The organism is Tianweitania sp., assembly GCF_032053605.1.
Classification (GTDB): domain Bacteria; phylum Pseudomonadota; class Alphaproteobacteria; order Rhizobiales; family Rhizobiaceae; genus Tianweitania.
The window spans coordinates 5,503-24,665 of record NZ_DAMBUH010000010.1; the positions used below are offsets into that span (position 1 = coordinate 5,503).

General features: G+C 60.2%; 15 protein-coding genes. 10 read left to right on the forward strand and 5 right to left on the reverse strand.

Annotated features, from left to right (window positions below; genetic code table 11):
* Nucleotides 1-90 precede the first annotated feature (90 nt).
* The 6 genes from RTX98_RS04260 to RTX98_RS04285 are packed head-to-tail and all read left to right on the forward strand — an operon-like array spanning nucleotide 91 to nucleotide 4,896.
* On the forward strand, nucleotides 91-513 hold the full coding sequence (locus tag RTX98_RS04260; RefSeq protein WP_312794835.1) for a hypothetical protein: 423 nt from the start codon (nucleotides 91-93) through the stop codon (nucleotides 511-513).
* Nucleotides 510-1,298, forward strand: a complete 789-nt coding sequence (locus RTX98_RS04265) for an SCO family protein (RefSeq protein WP_312794836.1) — start codon at nucleotides 510-512, stop codon at nucleotides 1,296-1,298. The genes RTX98_RS04260 and RTX98_RS04265 overlap by 4 nt, the downstream gene beginning before the upstream one ends.
* Nucleotides 1,295-2,302, forward strand: a complete 1,008-nt coding sequence (gene coxB, locus RTX98_RS04270; RefSeq protein WP_312794837.1) for a cytochrome c oxidase subunit II — start codon at nucleotides 1,295-1,297, stop codon at nucleotides 2,300-2,302. Before RTX98_RS04265 ends, coxB begins: the two co-directional genes overlap by 4 nt.
* A complete protein-coding gene (gene ctaD / locus RTX98_RS04275; RefSeq protein ID WP_312794839.1) occupies nucleotides 2,299-3,969 on the forward strand; it encodes a cytochrome c oxidase subunit I in 1,671 nt (556 codons plus the stop codon). Before coxB ends, ctaD begins: the two co-directional genes overlap by 4 nt.
* A complete protein-coding gene (locus RTX98_RS04280) occupies nucleotides 3,966-4,601 on the forward strand; it encodes a cytochrome c oxidase subunit 3 (protein WP_312794841.1) in 636 nt (211 codons plus the stop codon). Before ctaD ends, RTX98_RS04280 begins: the two co-directional genes overlap by 4 nt.
* Before the next feature lies 1 nt (nucleotide 4,602).
* Nucleotides 4,603-4,896, forward strand: a complete 294-nt coding sequence (locus RTX98_RS04285; RefSeq protein ID WP_312794843.1) for a cytochrome C oxidase subunit IV family protein — start codon at nucleotides 4,603-4,605, stop codon at nucleotides 4,894-4,896.
* 251 nt (nucleotides 4,897-5,147) lie between these two features.
* Here RTX98_RS04285 and RTX98_RS04290 read toward each other — a convergent pair whose 3' ends face one another.
* Genes RTX98_RS04290 through RTX98_RS04300 form a run of 3 tightly spaced genes read right to left on the reverse strand, consistent with a single transcriptional unit; the run spans nucleotide 5,148 to nucleotide 9,068 of the window.
* Entirely contained in the window at nucleotides 5,148-7,427 is a 2,280-nt protein-coding gene (locus tag RTX98_RS04290; RefSeq protein ID WP_312794845.1) for a xanthine dehydrogenase family protein molybdopterin-binding subunit, read from the reverse strand.
* 2 nt (nucleotides 7,428-7,429) lie between these two features.
* Nucleotides 7,430-8,446 (reverse strand): xanthine dehydrogenase family protein subunit M, encoded by a 1,017-nt coding sequence (locus RTX98_RS04295; RefSeq protein ID WP_312794847.1) that lies wholly within the window; start codon nucleotides 8,444-8,446, stop codon nucleotides 7,430-7,432.
* A gap of 1 nt (nucleotide 8,447) precedes the next feature.
* On the reverse strand, nucleotides 8,448-9,068 hold the full coding sequence (locus tag RTX98_RS04300) for a (2Fe-2S)-binding protein (protein ID WP_312794848.1): 621 nt from the start codon (nucleotides 9,066-9,068) through the stop codon (nucleotides 8,448-8,450).
* A gap of 527 nt (nucleotides 9,069-9,595) precedes the next feature.
* On the opposite strand from RTX98_RS04300, the gene RTX98_RS04305 reads away from it, so the two are divergent.
* The gene (locus RTX98_RS04305) at nucleotides 9,596-11,536 is read left to right on the forward strand and encodes a GAF domain-containing protein (RefSeq protein WP_312794849.1); all 1,941 of its coding nucleotides are present in this window, start codon (nucleotides 9,596-9,598) and stop codon (nucleotides 11,534-11,536) included.
* 5 nt (nucleotides 11,537-11,541) lie between these two features.
* The gene (locus RTX98_RS04310) at nucleotides 11,542-11,937 is read left to right on the forward strand and encodes a response regulator (RefSeq protein WP_312794850.1); all 396 of its coding nucleotides are present in this window, start codon (nucleotides 11,542-11,544) and stop codon (nucleotides 11,935-11,937) included.
* A 156-nt stretch (nucleotides 11,938-12,093) separates the two neighbouring features.
* On the opposite strand, the gene RTX98_RS04315 is transcribed toward RTX98_RS04310, so the two are convergent.
* On the reverse strand, nucleotides 12,094-14,172 hold the full coding sequence (locus RTX98_RS04315) for a TonB-dependent hemoglobin/transferrin/lactoferrin family receptor (protein ID WP_312794851.1): 2,079 nt from the start codon (nucleotides 14,170-14,172) through the stop codon (nucleotides 12,094-12,096).
* A gap of 753 nt (nucleotides 14,173-14,925) precedes the next feature.
* The gene (locus tag RTX98_RS04320; RefSeq protein ID WP_312794852.1) at nucleotides 14,926-16,548 is read right to left on the reverse strand and encodes an ABC-F family ATP-binding cassette domain-containing protein; all 1,623 of its coding nucleotides are present in this window, start codon (nucleotides 16,546-16,548) and stop codon (nucleotides 14,926-14,928) included.
* A 338-nt stretch (nucleotides 16,549-16,886) separates the two neighbouring features.
* On the opposite strand from RTX98_RS04320, the gene RTX98_RS04325 reads away from it, so the two are divergent.
* Together RTX98_RS04325 and RTX98_RS04330 are read left to right on the forward strand one after the other, a co-directional pair.
* The gene (locus RTX98_RS04325; RefSeq protein WP_312794853.1) at nucleotides 16,887-17,633 is read left to right on the forward strand and encodes a FadR/GntR family transcriptional regulator; all 747 of its coding nucleotides are present in this window, start codon (nucleotides 16,887-16,889) and stop codon (nucleotides 17,631-17,633) included.
* The gene (locus RTX98_RS04330) at nucleotides 17,630-19,141 is read left to right on the forward strand and encodes an ABC transporter substrate-binding protein (protein WP_312794854.1); all 1,512 of its coding nucleotides are present in this window, start codon (nucleotides 17,630-17,632) and stop codon (nucleotides 19,139-19,141) included. The genes RTX98_RS04325 and RTX98_RS04330 overlap by 4 nt, the downstream gene beginning before the upstream one ends.
* Nucleotides 19,142-19,163: the final 22 nt, after the last annotated feature.

Consider the following 19,163-nt stretch of genomic DNA (forward strand, 5'->3'; position numbering starts at 1 on the left):
GCCTTGGGCCCTGTTGTCGCTCTTTGGCCTGATCTTGCTTGCCGCTCCGCTTCTGACGAGCCTTGCCGCTCGGGCGAAGGAGGTCGCGCGATGAGCACGGCCAAGGCGGAGATGCAGAACCTGACGCACGACGGATCGAAGGCGGCAACGCCTGTTCCCGCCGCGCAGCCTGACCAGATCCCGGCGCGCGGCGTTCTCGCCACGATGTTCGGCCTGCTGGCCGGCATCGGCGTTTCCGCGCTACTGGTAATGGGCCTTTTGTTCTATTTCGCCGGCAACCGCACGCAGCCGGACGTACCGCCTTTGGTGGCGGCGCAGCCCAAGCCGGTCGGACCGCAACTGGAAACATCGGCCTTGGGTGAGCGTCCCGCGCTTGATGCGCGTGCGGCAGCCGAACTCACGCGCTATCGCTGGCCCGACGGCGAGCATGAACGCGCGCAGGTGCCGATCAGCCGTGCCATGGAGATGGTCGCGGATCAGGGCTGGCCCGATGGCGAGGAGGGCGGCCGATGAAAATGCTTGCTCTCCTTCTGCTCCTGATCGCGGCATCGCCGGCATGGGCCTATGATCCCTTCGTCGAAACCGGCATCGACAACCGCTCCGGCACGCAGATCCCTGATGATGCGCCCTTCGTGGATCAGGCGGGCCGTACCGTGACGCTGGCCGAGATTGGCGCCGGCAAGCCGCTTATCCTCATTCCGGTTCTGCACGATTGCCCCAACATCTGCGGCGTGACGCTTGAAGGTGTTGCGCAGGCGATCAAGGCGCAGGGCTTTCGCCCCGGACGCGACTTCACCCTCATCGCCTTCGGCATCGACCCGCGCGAGAACCGGCAAGCGGCGGCGCGCTCACTGGCCGAATGGAGCAAAGCCTTTCCCGAACTGGCTGCAACCGGCGGCGTTTTCGGTCTTACCGGAAGCGAGTCGGACATCCATGCCGTCACCGATGCGCTGGGCTATCGCTACAGCTTCAACCCGCAAGTCGATCAATATGCCCATCTCGCCGCCACCGCCGTTTTGACGGCTGACGGCAAGCTGTCGCGCTGGCTTTACGGATTGGCGCCAAGTCCGACCGATCTGCGGCTGGCGCTCACCGAAGCGGGCGAAGGCAGGATCGGCAACTGGACCGATGCGGTTCGGCTGCTTTGCTACCATTACGACCCCGTGACCGGCCGCTATGGTACCCTGATCTGGTCCATGCTGCGGATCGGCGGCAGCGGCATGGTCGTGGCCTTGGCCGGCTTCATTGGCATCGCCGTGCTGCGCGAGCGACGGCGGCAGACGGATAACGCCAAGTGAGCGATTTCATCCAGATCTGGCCGGGGCAGGCGTCGGATTATGCTCATTCCGTGGATCTTCTGATCCTTGCCTTCACCGGGCTGATCATCGCGCTTTCAGCGCCGGTCTTCATTTTGATTGTCTACTTCGCGGTGAAATACCGGCGCGGCCACAAGGCCGACCGTCAGCACCCGATGAACCGTAATGTCTGGCTTGAAACGTCCTGGGCGCTGATCCCATTCGTTCTGATCCTCGTTTTCTATGTCTGGTCGACCGGCCTTTACTTCGACCTGCACCAGCCGCCCGCCAACGCCATGGAAGTGCAGGTGGTCGCCAAGCGCTGGATGTGGAAGTTCCAGCATCCCGGCGGGCAGGGCGAGATCAACGAGCTGCATGTGCCGGTCGGCGAGCCGATCCGGTTGAACATGATCTCGCAGGACGTGATCCATTCGCTGTTCCTGCCGGCTCTGCGCATCAAGCAGGACGTGTTGCCCGAGCGTTATACGAGCCTTTGGTTTTCGGCCGACAAGCCCGGCACCTATCGTCTTGCCTGCGCGGAATTCTGCGGCACCGACCATTCGCTGATGGGCGGCAGCCTGGTTGTGCAGACGCAGGCGGACTACGCCGCATGGCTCGACCAGTTCGCCACCGACAACACGCTGGCCGCGCAAGGCGCTGGGCTGTTCCGTACGCTCGGCTGTTCCGGTTGCCATGAAAGCGGCTCGACCCGGCGCGCTCCATCGCTCCATGGTTTGTACGGCCGGCCTGTCGCCTTGTCGGATGGCTCCACGGTGGTGGCCGATGCGCAATATGTCCGTGACTCCATCCTGCTGCCCAACGCGCAGGTGACAGCCGGCTATCCGCCGATCATGCCGACCTTCAAGGATGTCGTGGACGAGGAAGGGCTGGTCCGCCTTGTCGCCTATATCCAGTCGCTGGCGGGACCATCGGCCGTGATGCCGCAAGGTGCGGCTGCCGGCGCGGTGGCGCCGCAGAATTTGGCACCTGAGGGCACCGCGCCATGAGCGAAACAGTGACGGGACGCGGCAGTTCGGAAGTGGCTTCCGGCGAGGAGCCCATCAACGAGACGCGCTCCGAGCGCGTGTCTTACTTACGTGCCGGCCACACGCTGCGCTCCTGGTTCTTCACCACCGACCACAAGCGCATCGCACTTTTGTATCTGATCTCCGTCACCTTCTTTTTCTTTATCGGTGGCATGGCAGCGGGGCTGATGCGCACCGACCTCCTCACGCCGCAGGGCGACGTGCTGAGCAATGAAGGCTACAACCGCGCCTTTACGCTGCATGGCGTGATCATGGTGTGGTTCTTCCTGATCCCGTCGATCCCGAACGTGTTCGGCAATTTCCTGATCCCGCTGATGATCGGCGCGCGTGATCTCGCTTTTCCGCGGCTCAACCTTCTAAGCTGGTACATCTACTGGATCGGCGGGCTCTTTACGCTCTGGGTGCTGCTGGCCGGCGGCGTCGACACGGGCTGGACCTTCTACACGCCCCTGTCGTCCATGTTCGCCAACGGCAATGTCGTGATGGCCGCCGCAGCCGTGTTCGTGGTCGGCTTTTCCTCGATCCTGACGGGCATCAACTTCATCGTGACGATCCACACGCTGCGCGCGCCGGGCATGACCTGGGGGCGCTTGCCCCTATTCGTGTGGTCGCATTACGCGACCTCGGTGATCCTGGTTCTGGCCACGCCCGTGCTGACCGTCACACTGGCGCTGATCGTGGCCGAGCGGCTGTTCGGGCTCGGCATCTTCGATCCGGCGCTGGGCGGCGATCCGCTGCTGTATCAGCACCTGTTCTGGTTCTACAGCCATCCGGCCGTTTACATCATGGTGCTGCCGGCCATGGCGGTGGTCAGCGAGCTGGTTGCGGCGGCGGCGCGCAAGCCGGTGTTCGGCTACTGGTTCATCGTGTTTTCGTCACTCGGCATCGCCGCCGTCGGCTTCCTCGTTTGGGCGCACCACATGTTCGTGTCGGGCATGTCGATGTATGCCGGCGCGGTATTTTCCTTCTTGAGCCTTGTGGTTGCGGTGCCTTCCGGCATCAAGGTCTACAACTGGACCGCGACGCTCTGGAAAGGCCACATCTCGCTCGATCCGCCGTTTCTGTTCGCGATGGGCTTTATCGGCCTGTTTGTGGTGGGCGGTCTGACCGGCCTGATCCTGGCGATGCTGGCGCTCGACGTGCATGTCCACGACACCTATTTCGTGGTCGCGCATTTCCACTACATCATGGTGGGCGGCACGGTTTCGGCCTTTTTCGGCGCGCTGCATTTCTGGTGGCCGAAGATGACGGGGCGCATGTTCTCGATCGGCTGGGGTCGCTTGACGGCGCTGTTCATCTTCTTCGGCTTCAACCTGACCTTCTTCCCGCAGTTCATCCTCGGTTATCTCGGCATGCCCCGCCGTTACCATGTGTATGACCCGCAGTTTCAGGTCCTGCACGTGTTGTCGTCGGCCGGTTCGACTATCCTCGGCTTCGCCTATCTGTTTCCCTTCGCCTACCTCATCTATGCCCTGCGCTACGGCAAACCGGCTGGCGACAATCCATGGGAAGCGACCGGCTTGGAATGGACCGTGCCGTCGCCGCCGCCCAAGCACAATTTCGATCAGATCCCGATCGTGACGCGCGAACCCTACGACTATGAGGTCGAGAAGGAGTGCGAGGCATGACGCACGCAGACCCGGTCGAGGAGCCGTTTTCCGATCCGGAGCAGCAGCGGCGCGCCGCGCTGTTCGGCATGACGATCTTCCTCGCCACCGAGATCCTGTTGTTCGGCGGCCTCTTCGCCGCGCTGATCTTCTATCAGGCGGCGCATCGGGAGATCTTTGTCGAGACCTCGCGCGAACTCCACATCTGGATCGCGACCGGCAATACAGTGGTGCTGCTGACGTCGTCGCTGTTCGCCGCACTGGCGGCCGCCGCCGCGCGATCCGGCGACGGGAAGGCGACAGGCTGGCTGCTGGTGGTCACCGCTGTTATGGGCCTCGTCTTTCTCGGCCTCAAGGGGTGGGAATATACGCTGGAATATGGCGAAGGCCTTTTCCCGCTGGCCGGTGGCGATGCGAAGCTCAGCGAACCGGCCAAGCGCCTGTTCATGGACCTGTATCTGATGGCGACCGGTCTTCACGCCGTTCACGTGACAATCGGCGTCTGCCTTCTGCTGTTCATCGCGGCGCGGATCGCTACCCGCGCGACGCGAATGCCCGGACAGGCAACCACGATCGAGGTTTCAACGCTGTATTGGCACCTGGTCGACGTTATTTGGGTGTTTCTGTTTCCAGCATTGTATCTGGTGCGCTGAGATGAAGAGCGAACTGCGCCCGCTCGCTTTTGTTTACCTTGGCCTGCTCGCACTGCTGGTGCTGACCGTCGCGGGCAGTTTCCTGCCGCTCGGCCATGCCAGCCCGGCGGTGAGCTTCGGCATCGCCATGGCTAAGGCGCTGCTGATCGTCTGGTTCTTCATGGGCTTTTGCCGTGAAGGCTGGGCCGTGCGGCTCGCAGTTCTGGCGGGGCTCGTCTGGCTGACGATCCTCTTGTCGCTGACTCTGCTCGATCTTCTGACCCGCAACTGGCTGATGCCGCATTTCGGCACCTGATCGTCAGTGCTGCCAAAGATCAGTCGGCGGATACTGGAGTCGAGTTCGACGCGGCCTAGCCAAGTCTGGTTCCGCCAGTAGCGGTGGTAGGCTGTCTGATCTGCTTGCCCTCTTCCAACTTCACCCAGTCGGTACGTTCCGGTGCTGAAATCACGTTCTGATCGTAGATTTTGCTTCAACTTGTTCCGGTGCTGCATCTGATGAAAGACGCGACGCCAGCTTTGATGGCTGATCACGCAAGCTGGTTGGCTCTATGTAAGAAGGGTCTCCAGCCGTATGGGCAGGTCGCGGATGCGTTTGCCGGTCGCGTGATAGACTGCACTGGCGATGGCGGCGGCGGTGCCGACATTTCCCAATTCGCCCAGGCCTTTTACCCCGGCAGGGTTCACGTCCATGTCGACTTCCGGCACGAGGATCACCTGCAGGTCACGAATGTCGGCGTTCACTGGCACCAGATAATCCTGCAAATCGCGATTGACGTAGCGAGCGGCGCGGGGGTCGATCTCGGTCACCTCATGCAGCGCTGAACTGATGCCCCAGATCATGCCGCCCATAAGCTGACTGCGGGCTGTGCGCGTGTTCATGATGCGCCCGGCGGCAAAAGCGCCGACGATGCGTGGCACGCGCACTTCCCTCGTGCGCGTGTTGATGCGCACTTCCACGAACTCGGCACCAAAGGCGTATTTCACCTTCTCGCCCTTCTCACCGCCCTTCATCTCAGATTGCCCGCCATAAAGCTTGGAGACGGCTTCCGGTGTCGCTCCGTCCGGCGCGAACTCGGCATAGTCCTCGATCACGCCGGTCTTCATGGCGACAAAGGCATCTTTCATGGGCATCGAGCGCCCGTCCCTTGCCGTGACCGCGCCGTCCTTCATGTCGAGAGTGGCAGGCTCGGCTCCCTTCAACGGTCCATCTGCCGACGCCACGGCGCCGAACAGCTTGCCGCGAATGGAATCGCATCCCTTGATCACTGCGGAACAAACGCTGGCCGTGGAAACGGATCCGCCGGAAACAGGTGCAGGCGGCAGGCTGGAGTCGCCCATTTCCACCTCGATCTTGTCCATGGGGATGCCCAGCCGCTCGGACGCCATCTGAGCCGCGATCGTACGCACGCCTGTGCCGATTTCATGGGAGCCACACTGAAGGCGAAGACCGCCATCCGCGTTCAGCCGCAACCTCACCGTACAAGGCGCGACATTGGTCGGATAGATAGCGGTGGCGCAGCCCATGCCGATCAGCCAATCGCCGTCGCGCATCGACCCGACAGCGGCATTGCGCTCCTTCCAGCCGAAGGCTTCGGCGGCCTGATCATAGCACGTCATCAGCGAACGGCTGGAAAACGGCTTCTTGCCGATGGGCTCGACCTGCGTATCGTTCACGCGCCGGAACTCGACAGGGTCCATGTTGAGCGCGACTGCCATCTCGTCCATGGCATTTTCCAGCGCATAGACATAAGGCGTTTCCGGCGGAGACCGCATATAGCCAGGCGTGTTACGATCAGCTTTCACGATCGACACCTTGGTCAGCACCGAGCCGTAATCATACATGCGACCGGTAGTGGAGGTGCCGCCGACCACGTAAGGATCCGGCCGTGAAGTGACCTCCCAGCCTTCATGGGCAAAAGCGGTGATGCGACCATCACGGTCCGCGCCCATGCGGATGTGGTGGCGGGTCTCAGCGCGGTAGGTCTGCGTCATGTAGGACTGTTCGCGGCTGACCACGCAGCGCACAGGCTGGCCCACGTTTTTCGCAGCCCAGGCTACGATGGCGGTTCGCGATGTCATCGGCCCTTTGGAGCCGAAAGCGCCGCCGATATAGCGGCTGACAATCCGGACTTTTTCCGGTTCCATGCGCAGTTGACGTGCGAGTTCCACCTTCCAACCGGTCACGTTCTGGCTGGGTTCATGAACGGTCAGCCCGTCGCCGTCCCAGACTGCGGTCGTCGAAAACAGCTCGATCGGGTTGTGGTGCTGGGTGGGCGTGGAGTATCGCTGGTCGACCGTTACGGGTGCTGCCGCGAAGGCCGTTTCGAAGTCGCCGGCGGCCACATCTTCCTCGAACTGCTCGCTGGCCTCCTTGGCAGCGACTATCTCGGTGCCTTGTGCGTCGAAGGTGGCGCTGGGCTGTTCGGTGGCATAATCAACGCGGATTGCCTGCGCGGCTTCCTGCGACGCCTCGAAGGTCTCGGCGATCACCAGCGCAAGCGGCTGGCCATCATGGAGAATATCCGTCGTGTCGAGCGGCGCGATGGAGGACGCGGCGGCGTTGCCGAACTTCGGATGTTCAAGCTGACCGGCCATTTCGCGATGCGTGAACACCGCAAGCACGCCTGGCACAGCTTTGGCAGGCTCGATGTCGATGGCGTTGATCTTGCCGCGCGCGATCGAACTGACGGCGAATGTGCCGTAAGCGAGGTTGGCGATCGGCGCATCGGCAGGGTAGGGCGCTTGGCCCGTGACCTTGAGGCGCGCGTCGATGCGCGGGAACGGTTCGCCCATGTTTTCCTTGGGCCGAGGGGCGGCATCGCTCATGGTCAGACCTTCATGTCCTGGGTTTCCAGCAGCGCACGCACCAGCGTCTGCTTGCCGAGCGGTATCTTGTAGGCGTTGTGCTTGCGCCCACTGGCTTCGGCGAAAGCTGTGTCAGCGGCTTCCTTCGCAGCAGCCTCGTCGAGCTTTCGACCGGTGAGCATCTCTTCGGCCGACTTAGCTCGCCAAGGTACGGTCGCAACGCCGCCGAGCGCGATGCGCGCGCCGCGCACCGTATCGCCATCCATGTCCAGCGCGACGGCAGCGGATGCCAGTGCGAAGGCATAGGATTCTCGATCGCGTACCTTGAGATAGCGTGACCGCCTCCACGGGCCGGAGGGCACATGAATTGCCACGATGATGTCGCTGGGCGATAGTGCGGTTTCGATCTGTGGCGTGTCCTGAGGCAGCTTGTGCAGATCGGCAAACGGCATACGGCGGCTGCCTTTGGCACGGGCAATTTCCACTTCCGCATCGAGCGCAATCAGCGCTTGGGCGAAATCACCGTGATAGGTCGCGATGCAGGCCTCGCTTCCGCCGAGCACGGCATGCTGTCGGTTGACGCCGTCGAGCGCCGAACAACCCGCGCCAGGTTCGCGCTTGTTGCACGGCCAAGAAACTTCGCGGAAATACTCACAGCGGGTGCGCTGGAGAAGATTGCCGCCGAGGCTCGCCATGTTGCGTATCTGGCCACTCGCGGCGAGCCGCAAACTGTCGGAGATAACCGGAAACATGCGGACGACGTCCTCGTGCTCCTGGGCATCGGACATCCGCACCAGGGCGCCTAAATGAAGCCCGGCATCGTCCACACGGATCGCCGTCATCGCCGGCTCCGACAGCTTGTTCAGGTCGATCAGCCGCTCGGGCCGATTGACGTTCAGCTTCATGTAATCCGACATGTTGGTACCGCCGGCAATGAACTGGGCGGCTGCCTGCGTCGGCGGCTGATTATCGGGGCTCGTGCCAGCTGCCTTGATCGCTGCCTGGAGATCGGACGGCCGTTCATAAGAAAACGCGCGCATCTCAGCCCTCCTTCATGTCGTCGCGGGCCTGACGAATGGCGGCGACGATGTTGGGATAGGCGGCGCAGCGACAAAGATTACCGCTCATATATTCGCGGATGTCATCATCGTTTTCCGCGTGGCCTTCTTGAACACAGCCCACTGCCGACATGATCTGGCCGGGCGTGCAATAGCCGCACTGAAACGCATCATGATCGACAAAGGCCTGCTGCATGGGATGCAACGTGCCGTCGGTCGATGCCAGGCCTTCAATCGTCGTGATCTCGGCGCCCTCCTGCATGACGGCAAAGCTCATGCAGGAAAGAACGCGACGGCCATCCACGAGCACGCTGCAGGCGCCACACTGACCGTGGTCGCAGCCCTTCTTGGTGCCGGTCAGCCCAGCATGGTCACGCAGCGCATCAAGCAGAGACGTGCGCGCATCAAGCCCCAGCTGATAGGGCTTGCCGTTGATGCTGAACGCAACGTCGACTTTGGCATGAGGATCTTTCGCCGCAGCCACTGGCGCTGCCTGTTCCGCGGCATGGGCGACAAAAGGTGTTGCGACTGCAAGTGTTGCGCTTCCGCTCAGAAAACCGCGTCGACTGACACCGTTCGGCGGGCTGGCAGGGTTGGATGACATCTCGACCTCGCTGGCTGACCGTCAACCCAACCGTGGATCCTCCGAACTGTTCCGAGGTTTTGTGTTCCTACATTCGAATGTTTTTGTCTTGCCGGATGCAGGCACTTCCACCTGCTTCTTTGTGCCTTCAATACAGGATTTGGAAAGTCTCCCGCGTAATATTTGTTAACTGATACTTTGGGTAACATTGTTGAGCGGACCTTCCAGAATGCGCCGCCGCATTTAGCAGCCGAACACGTCCGTTTGCTCAAGGTAGCGGTTCGTAGAATGTTTGCGAGGGATCGCCTATGTCGGATGGGCAGCAGACCTCGCCAGGAAGGGCTTACAGTCTCATCACGTCTACCTTCGGGACTGAAAGACTGTAGCTCTGCTGCCTCGATGACCTCGTCGTCCGCAGCACCTGCGAGGTCAAATCTCGTCGCTTTGTCATTGTCTGTCATCGTGACGAGCTTGGTTTGATCCGCTAGAGAAGCTGGCGCCACTGCTTCCGAGGGAGCCGGCGCGAAGTCGTTACCCGGTGCATCCGCATGCTTCATTCAGATGTTGTTCTAGAAAAGTCCGCTCGCATTCGCGCGCTTCGCCAAAGCGGTCTTCTTGACCGAACCGCGCGAGAGCAATTTGGTCATTTGACCGACCACGTCCGTGACGTCTTGGACGTTCCCGTCGCCATTGTGACGTTGGTCGATGAGGACAGGCAGGTTTTTGCCGGACATAGTGGATTGCCCTCTCCCTGGGCCGAACGGGGCGAGACCCCGATGACCCATTCGTTCTGCCAGCACGTTGTTGACCGGGCCGCGCCGCTTGTCGTGCCCGATGCCCGTCTCGACACTCTGCTGAAGCACAATCAAGCCATTGGCGACATCGGTGTGGTCGCTTATCTGGGCGTGCCGCTCACCCTGCCCGATGGAGAAGTGGTCGGTGCATTGGCAGCCATCGACGGCAAAGCCCGTTCCTGGTCCGACGCGGACATGCGCCGCCTGCGCTCGATCGCACGAACGGTCGAGAAGGAGATGGAGGTTCGTATCTCCGAGAGCCGGTGGCGAACCCTCTTTGCCAGCTTGCAGGAAGGTTTTGTTCTCGGACGGGTCATCAGGGATGCGACGGGAAAAATCATCGACTGGCGCTACGAGGAGGTCAACGCCGCTTGGTACGATCTTGTCGGCATGCCGCAGCAAACCGCGGTCGGACGCACCATCCGCGACGTTTTCCCAGGCATCGAGGATGAATGGGTCAACGAGATTGCCGACGTCGTAGAAACCGGCAAAACGGTGCGTTTTACCCGGCAAGTCGGCATTCTTGATCGCTGGTACGATGGCGTGGCGCAGCCGATCGGCTCCGACCGTTTCACCTTGATCTTTCTGGAGGTCACCAACCGCATGGCACATGAGCGCCGTCAAGCCGCGCTCCTGCAACTCGGTGACAAGCTCAGGGACGTCCGCAACGTGCCTGACATCACGCTCGCGGCAGCCCAATGCGTGGCTTCAGGGCTTGCCGTTGACCGCGTCGGCTTCGGCCCGGTTGATGAGCTATCGGAGACAATTGATGTACCTGTAGACTGGTGCGCGCCGGGCATCACAAGCGTGGCTGGAAAGCACGACTTCCGCTCGTTCGGTTCATACATCGCCAACCTGAAACGCGGCGAAACAGTCGAGATCGAGGATGTCCAAACCGACCCGAGAACGCGCGACAACCTGACTTCTTTCGCGGCCATTGAAACGCGTTCGTTGTTGAACCTTCCCATCATGGAAGGCGGGCGTCTTGTTCTGATCGTATTTGCGCACGCCCGTATGCCGCACAGCTGGACAATGGACGAACTGCAGTTTGTGCGGCAAATCGGCGACCGAGCCCACGCAGCCATCGCCCGCATTCAAGCCGAAGAAACCCAGCGGGTTCTCAATGGAGAGCTGTCGCACCGCTTGAAGAACTCGTTTGCGATGGTTCAGGCAATCGCGACCCAGACGCTCAAGTCTGTTTCAGAGCGCGATGCCGTTGACGCTCTCAATCAGCGTTTGCGCGCCTTGTCGCAAGCCCATGACGTGTTGATGCAGCAAAGCTGGTCATCAGCGCGCTTGCAGGATGTCGCCAATGCCGTCCTTCAGGTGTTCGAAGCGGGTAATCGTTTCGTTTTGTCGGGACGCAACATCGAGATCGGGCCCAGAGCGACACTATCTCTGTCGCTGCTGCTGCATGAACTTGGCACCAACGCAGTCAAGTACGGATCCCTGTCGGTGCCGCATGGCCGGGTGGAGATCGAATGGGAGATCTACCCTCGGGATGGTGAGGATGAATTTCACCTTGTTTGGCGTGAGCGCGGTGGTCCAGCGCCGTCTCAACCAAGCGGACGCGGTTTTGGCTCGCGCATCATTCGTATGGGCTTGATTGGAACAGGCGGCGTCGAGCTCAGTTACGAACCAGAGGGCTTCCAGGCTGCGATGAGTGCATCGCTGTCGCAGATGCAGCAGGCGTGACCCGAGTGGCGAGCAGTTCCAGACCAAGGCCAGTGGCCAATAAACCGATCGTTCTTGTCATCGAGGACGAGCCGGTTCTTCGCATCGATATCGTCGACATGCTCGAGGATGACGGTTTTGGGGTGGTTGAGGCTACCAGCGTCGAGAACGCGATCGCGATTCTGGAGACGCGCTTGGACATCCGCATCGTCTACATGGACCTCGACATGCCAAGAGGCGTCGACGGCGTAAAGATCGCGGCAGCCATAAGAGACCGATGGCCGCCTATCGAGATCGTCCTAACGGCTTCGAGAGTCGATGGCGCACGCATCCAATTGCCCGTTCGCGCCAAGTTCTTTGCCAAGCCTATAGATCCGATACAGGTAATATCGGCTGTACGAGCCTTTGCAGCAAATCCCTGAGATAACTCAGCTCGGCTTTTAACCAAGGTATCTGCTGGTCCTGATCATTGAGCTTAAATCGTTGCTGAAGACCTAGGGTTAGTGCGGGATTAAACCAGGTTTTGACTACGCGCAAGAAAGATTGCGCCGGTGTCAGAGAAGCCGGCGCAATCTGTTTCAGAACTGCTTGGCAACTGACAGCTTGAAGTGCCTGCCTGGCTCCGAAAAGTAGGAGTCGGTCGCGCTGGTCACGGTTGTCGATCGAACGTTGATTGAATCGTAATAGGTCCGGTCAAACAAGTTGTAGACACCGCCACGGATGGTCAGGCCATCCACCTGTTCAGGCTTCCACCATGCGCTGACATCCACGATCCCATAGCCGGGCGCCTTGAAGGTCGCATCCGATTTGTCAGACACACCTTGGACGCCGATGAAGGTCAGGTCGGTGCCCCAATATTCGGTAGCATAGCCGACGCTGGCAACGGCTTTGATCGGCGGAACGGATCCGAGATAGGCGCCAGTCTCGTCGTTTTCTCCACGGGCAAAGGCGATCGAACCCGCGACATTGAAGCCGTTGACGAAACGCTTGTGTGCAGCAAATTCGAAGCCTGAAATCTGGACCCTGTTCAGATTGTCGAATTCCGTGATTCCGAACGGGTAGTTCACCCGGTCCTGCACGGCTGCCGTGGTTGCCTCAATGAAGTTCCGATAGCGATTGTGGAAGATGCTGGCGCGGAAGCCGAGATCCTCATCGCCGAAACGCGCGCCGAGTTCAAACCCTTGGCTCGTCTCGGATTCAAGATTGGGATTGCCTCGGCGCAGATAGGTGCCGGGCCCCCCGAAGCTGCTGTAGAGTTCGCCTGCCGTCGGCGCGCGGAAGCCCATCGCCCACTGCCCATAGACTTCCAGCGTGTCCGATGGACGATAGGCAACGCGCAATTTTGGCGAAAACGCGCTGTCGGTGAAGGAAGAAGGCAGCTCTGGATTGGAGGCGTTCTCACCGAAGGCATCGGTCATCTTCGGACTGCGATCCACCCAGTCGAAGCGACCGCCGGGCGTCAGGAAAAAGTTGCTGTCTCCAAGACCAATTTCATCATCGACGAACAGGCCGAACCTCTTGCCATCGACTTCGGGCTCGTCAGCCTGATTTGTATGCAGGTTGTTGCAAGCCGGCTCATAACGAACCAAGCAGTTATCGTAACCTGCAGTATACTGCTCCGAGGTGGACGCGGCCAAGTCCAGCCCCACCGTGAGGCGATGGTTAAGCGTGCCGGTTTCAAAAAGCTTTTCGCCAGACCCGATGAAGCCGAACGTGGTCTCGTCGTAGGTGTTCCAGCGTGCCGCCGGTCCTCTCGCCGTCGTCCAGCGATAGCCATTATAACCTGTGCCGCTCATCTGATCGATCCAGTAAAGCGAGGCGTTCGCGGCATTCATGAACCCGCCGCCATCGTAGGAATAATCAAGCGAGACACGGTCGCGCGCGCCATCATTAAGCGTCGTATAGCCGCCAGGTCGGTAGTTGCCCGTTAGCGTCTGGGCTCGTTTGTCATCCGTATCCCGATCGCGGCGACACCGCTCGGCGGTCACGCCGATCCGATGTCCGCCTTCGAGATCGTGCCTCAGCTTGAATAAAAGATTATGCTGATCGTAGTCGGACGGGTTGGACTTGGTGCGGAGCGGACCGTAAACGTCCAGGCTGCCCTTGGTATCCAGCTCATGGCCCTTGGCATAGGAGCCTTGGAACAAGGCGCTGGTGCTTCCCTGGCGAAGCGCGAATGCACCGCTCGGACGGATGCTGTCGTCTGATCCATCATACAGGATCCCGGTATAGGCACCCCAGTTACGTCCGTTGCGGAAAAGGTCTTCAGGCTCCAATGTGCGAAGGCCCAGCACGCCGCCAAGCGCACCGCTGCCGCCTCGGCTGGAATCAGTTCCACGCACAATGTCGACGCCGGCCAATGACGAAAAATCGAACAGATCGACGCCGCCCGAAGACCCGCGCGTGGTGTCGTTAAGATAAGGAACCGGTATGCCGTCGATCGTGGTGAGCACACGGGGCCCCTCAAGACCGCGGATGTTGACGGCACCGGTGTTGCGATTGAAGTTGACCCCCGGCTCGAGGCTGCGGCCTAGATCCTCAATGCGGGTGATCTGCTTCTGCTCAATTTCCTGGCGTGAGGCGGTACTGGCCTGAGGTGTATCGGCGACGCCGCCTGGCGTCGAAGCGGCTCGCCCGCTGACGACGACCGTACCCAACTGAGTGGTGCTACCTTCCGCGCCATCTGCAATGATTGGAGACTGGGCAGAAGCCTCGAGACTGGTAAGAGAAACGAGAAATGTGCAGGCGAGAAGAGAGCGACGAGGAAGGGAACGCATAGGAGATCTCTCAGATAGCGCGACAATACACTGGCTTCCGAGACCTGAGACCTCAGTGGCTACCTGGACATGCGAGGGTAGAAGGCGGCTCTATCCGACCCTTCGACAATTCGGCTCTTAGAGAACTTGATAAAAATTATCAAGTTTGGATGGGCTCTGAAAGGCGGTCCGACTAAGGCATCTTTGAAGCTAGTCGTCAGCGTGTGTCGGTTACGCAACACAACTCTTAAACGGTGAGATTGGCTCGGCGCCCAACCCTCAAGCTCTCCCATACGTGTATCCAGACGCACGATATGGTTTGAGTGGCTGTGGAAACGTTTCGGCCATAACAGGCAGGGTTTGAAGTCGCCTGTTTGCTCTTCTCTCCAGTTGCCTGGGAGCTGATATGAAGCTTGCTTGAAATAGGGCCGCAGCAATGCGGCGTGCTATAATGATTTGAGCCTTATGGGTATCGAGCATCTATCGCCACTAGTTCAACTTAGCCAAGGCTTTCCGGTTTAACCATCAACTAGTGCACGCTTCCAGTTCACAAGCCGGCAAGAGTTAGGGCACATCAACAATGGACCCTAACTTTGTGTTCTGGTCGACGACCTGCGAGCTCTTGCTTCCTGATCCGCTCGGACCGACGTCGGCTTAACTCCGCAGTCCCGGCGCTTCCTGGCCTGTGCGCTCGACATATTCGGTGTAGCCGCCGCCATAGAGATGCGGGCCTTCCGGCGTTAGCTCCAGTACGCGATTGGACAGAGCCGCAAGAAAATGGCGGTCGTGGCTGACGAAGAGCATGGCGCCCTCGAAGCGCGATAGTGCCTCAACCAGCATCTGCTTGGTGGCGATATCGAGATGGTTGGTGGGCTCGTCGAGCACGAGGAAGTTCGGCGGGTCGAACAGCATCTTCGCCATGACCAGCCGCGCCTTCTCGCCGCCTGACAGAACGCGGCACTTCTTTTCGATCTCGTCACCGGAAAAGCCGAAGCAGCCGGCGAGCGCGCGCAGGGCCGCCTGACCTGCCTGCGGAAAACTGTCTTCCAGCGACTGCAGCACTGTGCGTTCGCCTTCGAGCAGTTCCATGGCATGCTGTGCGAAGTAGCCCATCTTGACGCTTGGCCCGCGCGTGACCGTGCCGCTATCCGGCTCCGACGCGCCGGCGATCAGCTTGAGCAGCGTCGACTTGCCCGCGCCGTTGACACCCATGACGCACCAGCGTTCGCGCCGGCGCACCTGGAAGTCGAGACCGTCATAGATGGTGCGCTCGCCATAGCGCTTGTGCACGCCCTTCACCGTCGCGACGTCCTCGCCCGAGCGCGGCGCCGGCTGGAACTCAAAGCGCACCGTTTGCTGGCGCTTGGGCGGTTCGACGCGCTCGATCTTGTCGAGCTTCTTGACCCGGCTCTGCACCTGCGCGGCATGGCTGGCGCGCGCCTTGAATCGTTCGATGAAGGCCACCTCCTTTGCCAGCATCGCCTGCTGACGTTCGAACTGCGCCTGCTGCTGCACCTCCGCGATGGCACGTTGCTGGCGATAAAACTCGTAGTCCCCCGAATAGGACGTCAGAGCGCCGGCATCGATCTCGATGATCTTGTTGACGATGCGGTTCATGAATTCACGGTCGTGCGACGTCATCAGAACAGCGCCGTCGAAACCCTTGAGGAAGGTCTCAAGCCAGATCAGGCTTTCGATATCGAGATGGTTCGACGGTTCGTCGAGGAGCATGATGTCGGGGCGCATCAGGAGGATCTTCGCCAACGCCACGCGCATCTTCCAGCCGCCCGACAGCTTGCCGACATCGCCGTCCATCATCGACTGGCTGAAGCCGAGGCCGTCAAGCACTTCGCGGGCGCGCCCGTCCAGCGCATAGCCGTCGAGTTCGTCATAGCGACCCTGAACTTCGCCGTAGCGGGTGATGATCTCGTCCATCTCGTCGGCGCGGTCTGGATCGGCCATAGCTGCTTCCAGCTCTGCCATCTCGGCTGCCAGCGCGCTGACCGGTCCAACGCCGTCGATCACTTCGACCACTGCGCTGCGCCCCGCCATGTCGCCCACATCCTGGCTGAAATAGCCGATCGTCACGCCACGATCGACGGAGACCTGGCCCTCATCCGGCAGTTCCTCACCGGTGATCATGCGAAACAGCGTCGTCTTGCCCGCACCGTTTGGGCCAACAAGACCGATCTTCTCTCCGCGCTGGAGTGCCGCCGACGCCTCGATGAAGACGATCTGTTTGCCGTTCTGCTTGCCGATGCTTTCGAGGCGGATCATGCGGGAATTCCAGGTCGACGGGAGGAAGGAGCCGCCTCAGATCATCCAACACGCTGCCGCGCAAGAGGTGGCGTACAACATGTTCAGTTTTGCCCGCGCTCGTTCTTGCAAACATACCGCGCGAACCGCCGACGAACCAAGCTGGCCGGCTTTAATCATCTGGTTCAGAAATTCCGACTTGATGATTACGGAAACATGCGTCTAGTATCCTCTTCGAAAGAGCCGAGAATTGGAGAAAAGAGGCTGTTTCTGGGGAAAGTTGGTGTCAAAATCTGTGCAGTCTGCTGAGAAATTAGGCCCGAACCAATTTACCTGCTGGTTCGTAGAACTTGACAGTCATGTCTGATGCGGGCCTGAATTACATCGCTGAGCAGTTGCGTGAGTTGTTGGACGCAGGAAAGACTGACCGCTTGCCTTCAGAGCGAGATCTTGCGGCAAGGTTCGGCGTCGGACGCCGGGCAATTCGCGCTGCGCTGAACACCCTCGAGGACGAGGGTCGTATCTGGCGTCAGCAAGGTAAAGGCACCTTTGGTGGTCGACCTGGCTCCACGACCTCCCGCCTACTTTCTGAGCATACCAATCCACTGGAAGTCATGGACGTCCGGATCGAGATCGAGCCTGCGCTCGCTCGGATGGCTGCGGCGCGTGCGACACCCAAGCTGATCCAGCAGCTTGAAGCAATTGCAGAGAAGGCAGCTCTTGCTGCCGATACGCCCGAATGGGAGCAGTGGGACGCTGCTTTTCACGCCAAAATCGCGTCTGCTTCCGGCAATCGGCTCTTCAATGCGATCATGGAACTGATTGACGGGATACGCCACGATGCACCGTGGCAGGAGTTCCGATCCAGAGTCCGCGCTACGGGTCGCACCCTGCTGTCTGTAGAACAACACGCCGCGATCATAGACGCCATCAGACGCCTCGATGCGCTCGACGCAGAAGATGCCATGCGAGTGCATCTTTTGTCATTGCGAGATGCCGTGTTGGCGGAGATCGGTGGTGCATCACGCAAGTCCGTTGCTGCGCGGTTGGCGGGCGCCGATGCATCCGTTCACGACATAAGAAGCAAAGAAGGGAACTCAGCATGAAATTCGTTTCAAAACTACTAGGCGGCGCAGCGTTGTTCTGCGCTGTGGCCGGTACAACAGCGGCATTCGCTGCCGATTTGCGGATCGGGCTGCAGGATGATCCGGACGTCCTCGATCCACATCGTGCACGAACCTTTGTCGGCCGCATCGTTTTCACGTCGATGTGCGACAAGCTGTTCGACATCAACGAGAAGCTGGAAATCCAGCCGCAGCTCGCCAAAGAGTGGAACTGGTCGGAAGACCGCAAGACCCTGCATGTTAAGCTGCGAGATGATGCAAAATTTCATGACGACACGCCAATCACTGCGGCTGACGTCAAAGCTAATCTGGAGCGGGCCAAGTCGCTGCCGGACTCGCTTCGCAAGAGCGAGGTCGCATCCATAGAGTCCGTGGATGCCATCGACGCTACGACCCTCGATATCAAGGTGAAAAGCCCGGACGCGTCGCTGTTGTCGCAGTTGGCCGATCGTGCGGGGATGATCCTTTCGCCGAAAGCCTTTACCGATGGCGATTTCGGCCAGAACCCAATCTGCTCCGGCCCTTACAAGTTCGTCAGCCGCGTCCAGAACGATCGCATCGTGTTGGAGAAGTACGCCGGGTATTGGGACGCGGCCAATTACAAATTCGACAAGGTGACGTTCCTGCCCATTCAGGACACCACCGTTCGCTTCGCCAACCTTCGCTCCGGTTCGCTTGACCTGATCGAGCGTATTGCTTCGTCGGATATCGAAGCAGCCAAGTCGGACAACAAGCTGGCCTTCTATCCAGTGACCGGTACCGGCTACCAGGCCCTCACGATCAACCTGAAGAAGGGCGACAAGGACAGCTTCCCGATCGGCCACGACAAGCGGATCCGTCAGGCGCTGGAACTGTCGATCGACCGCAACGCGATCAACGAAGTGGTCGGGCAGGGCGTGTTCACACCGGCATATCAGCCGTTCCCACCGAGCAGCTTCGCGTATGACAAGAAGTTCGAAACCTCGACGCGCGACGTCGAAAAAGCAAAAGCGCTTCTTGCCGAAGCGGGGGTCGAGCGCGTCAGCTTCGAGATCGCCTATGGCAACAATTCGACCTCGCAGCAGGTCTACGAGCTGATCCAGGCGATGGCATCCGAGACAGGGTTCGACATATCGCTGCGGCCGACCGAGTTCGCTGCGCTGCAGAGCGCTTTGAAGGAAAACGCCTTTGAAGTCGGCCAGAGCGGCTGGTCAGGCCGTGCCGATCCAGACGGTAACATCCATCAGCATGTCACCTGCCAGGGCAACCTCAATGATGCGAAATACTGCAACGAAAAGGTCGACGAGCTCTTGAACAAGGCGCGCGGCATTTCCGATCAGGCTGAGCGCAAGGCCCTGTACGACGAGGTCCAGGCTATCCTCGCGGACGAGATGCCAATCGTGTACCTCTACTATCAGCCTTGGCCTTTTGCGGCGCGCGCTGACCTGAAGGGCTTCACCGCTTATCCCGATGGGATGATCCGCTTAAAGGGTGTATCGCTCGGCGGCTGAACCTAAGCTAGGCCGGGGGCAC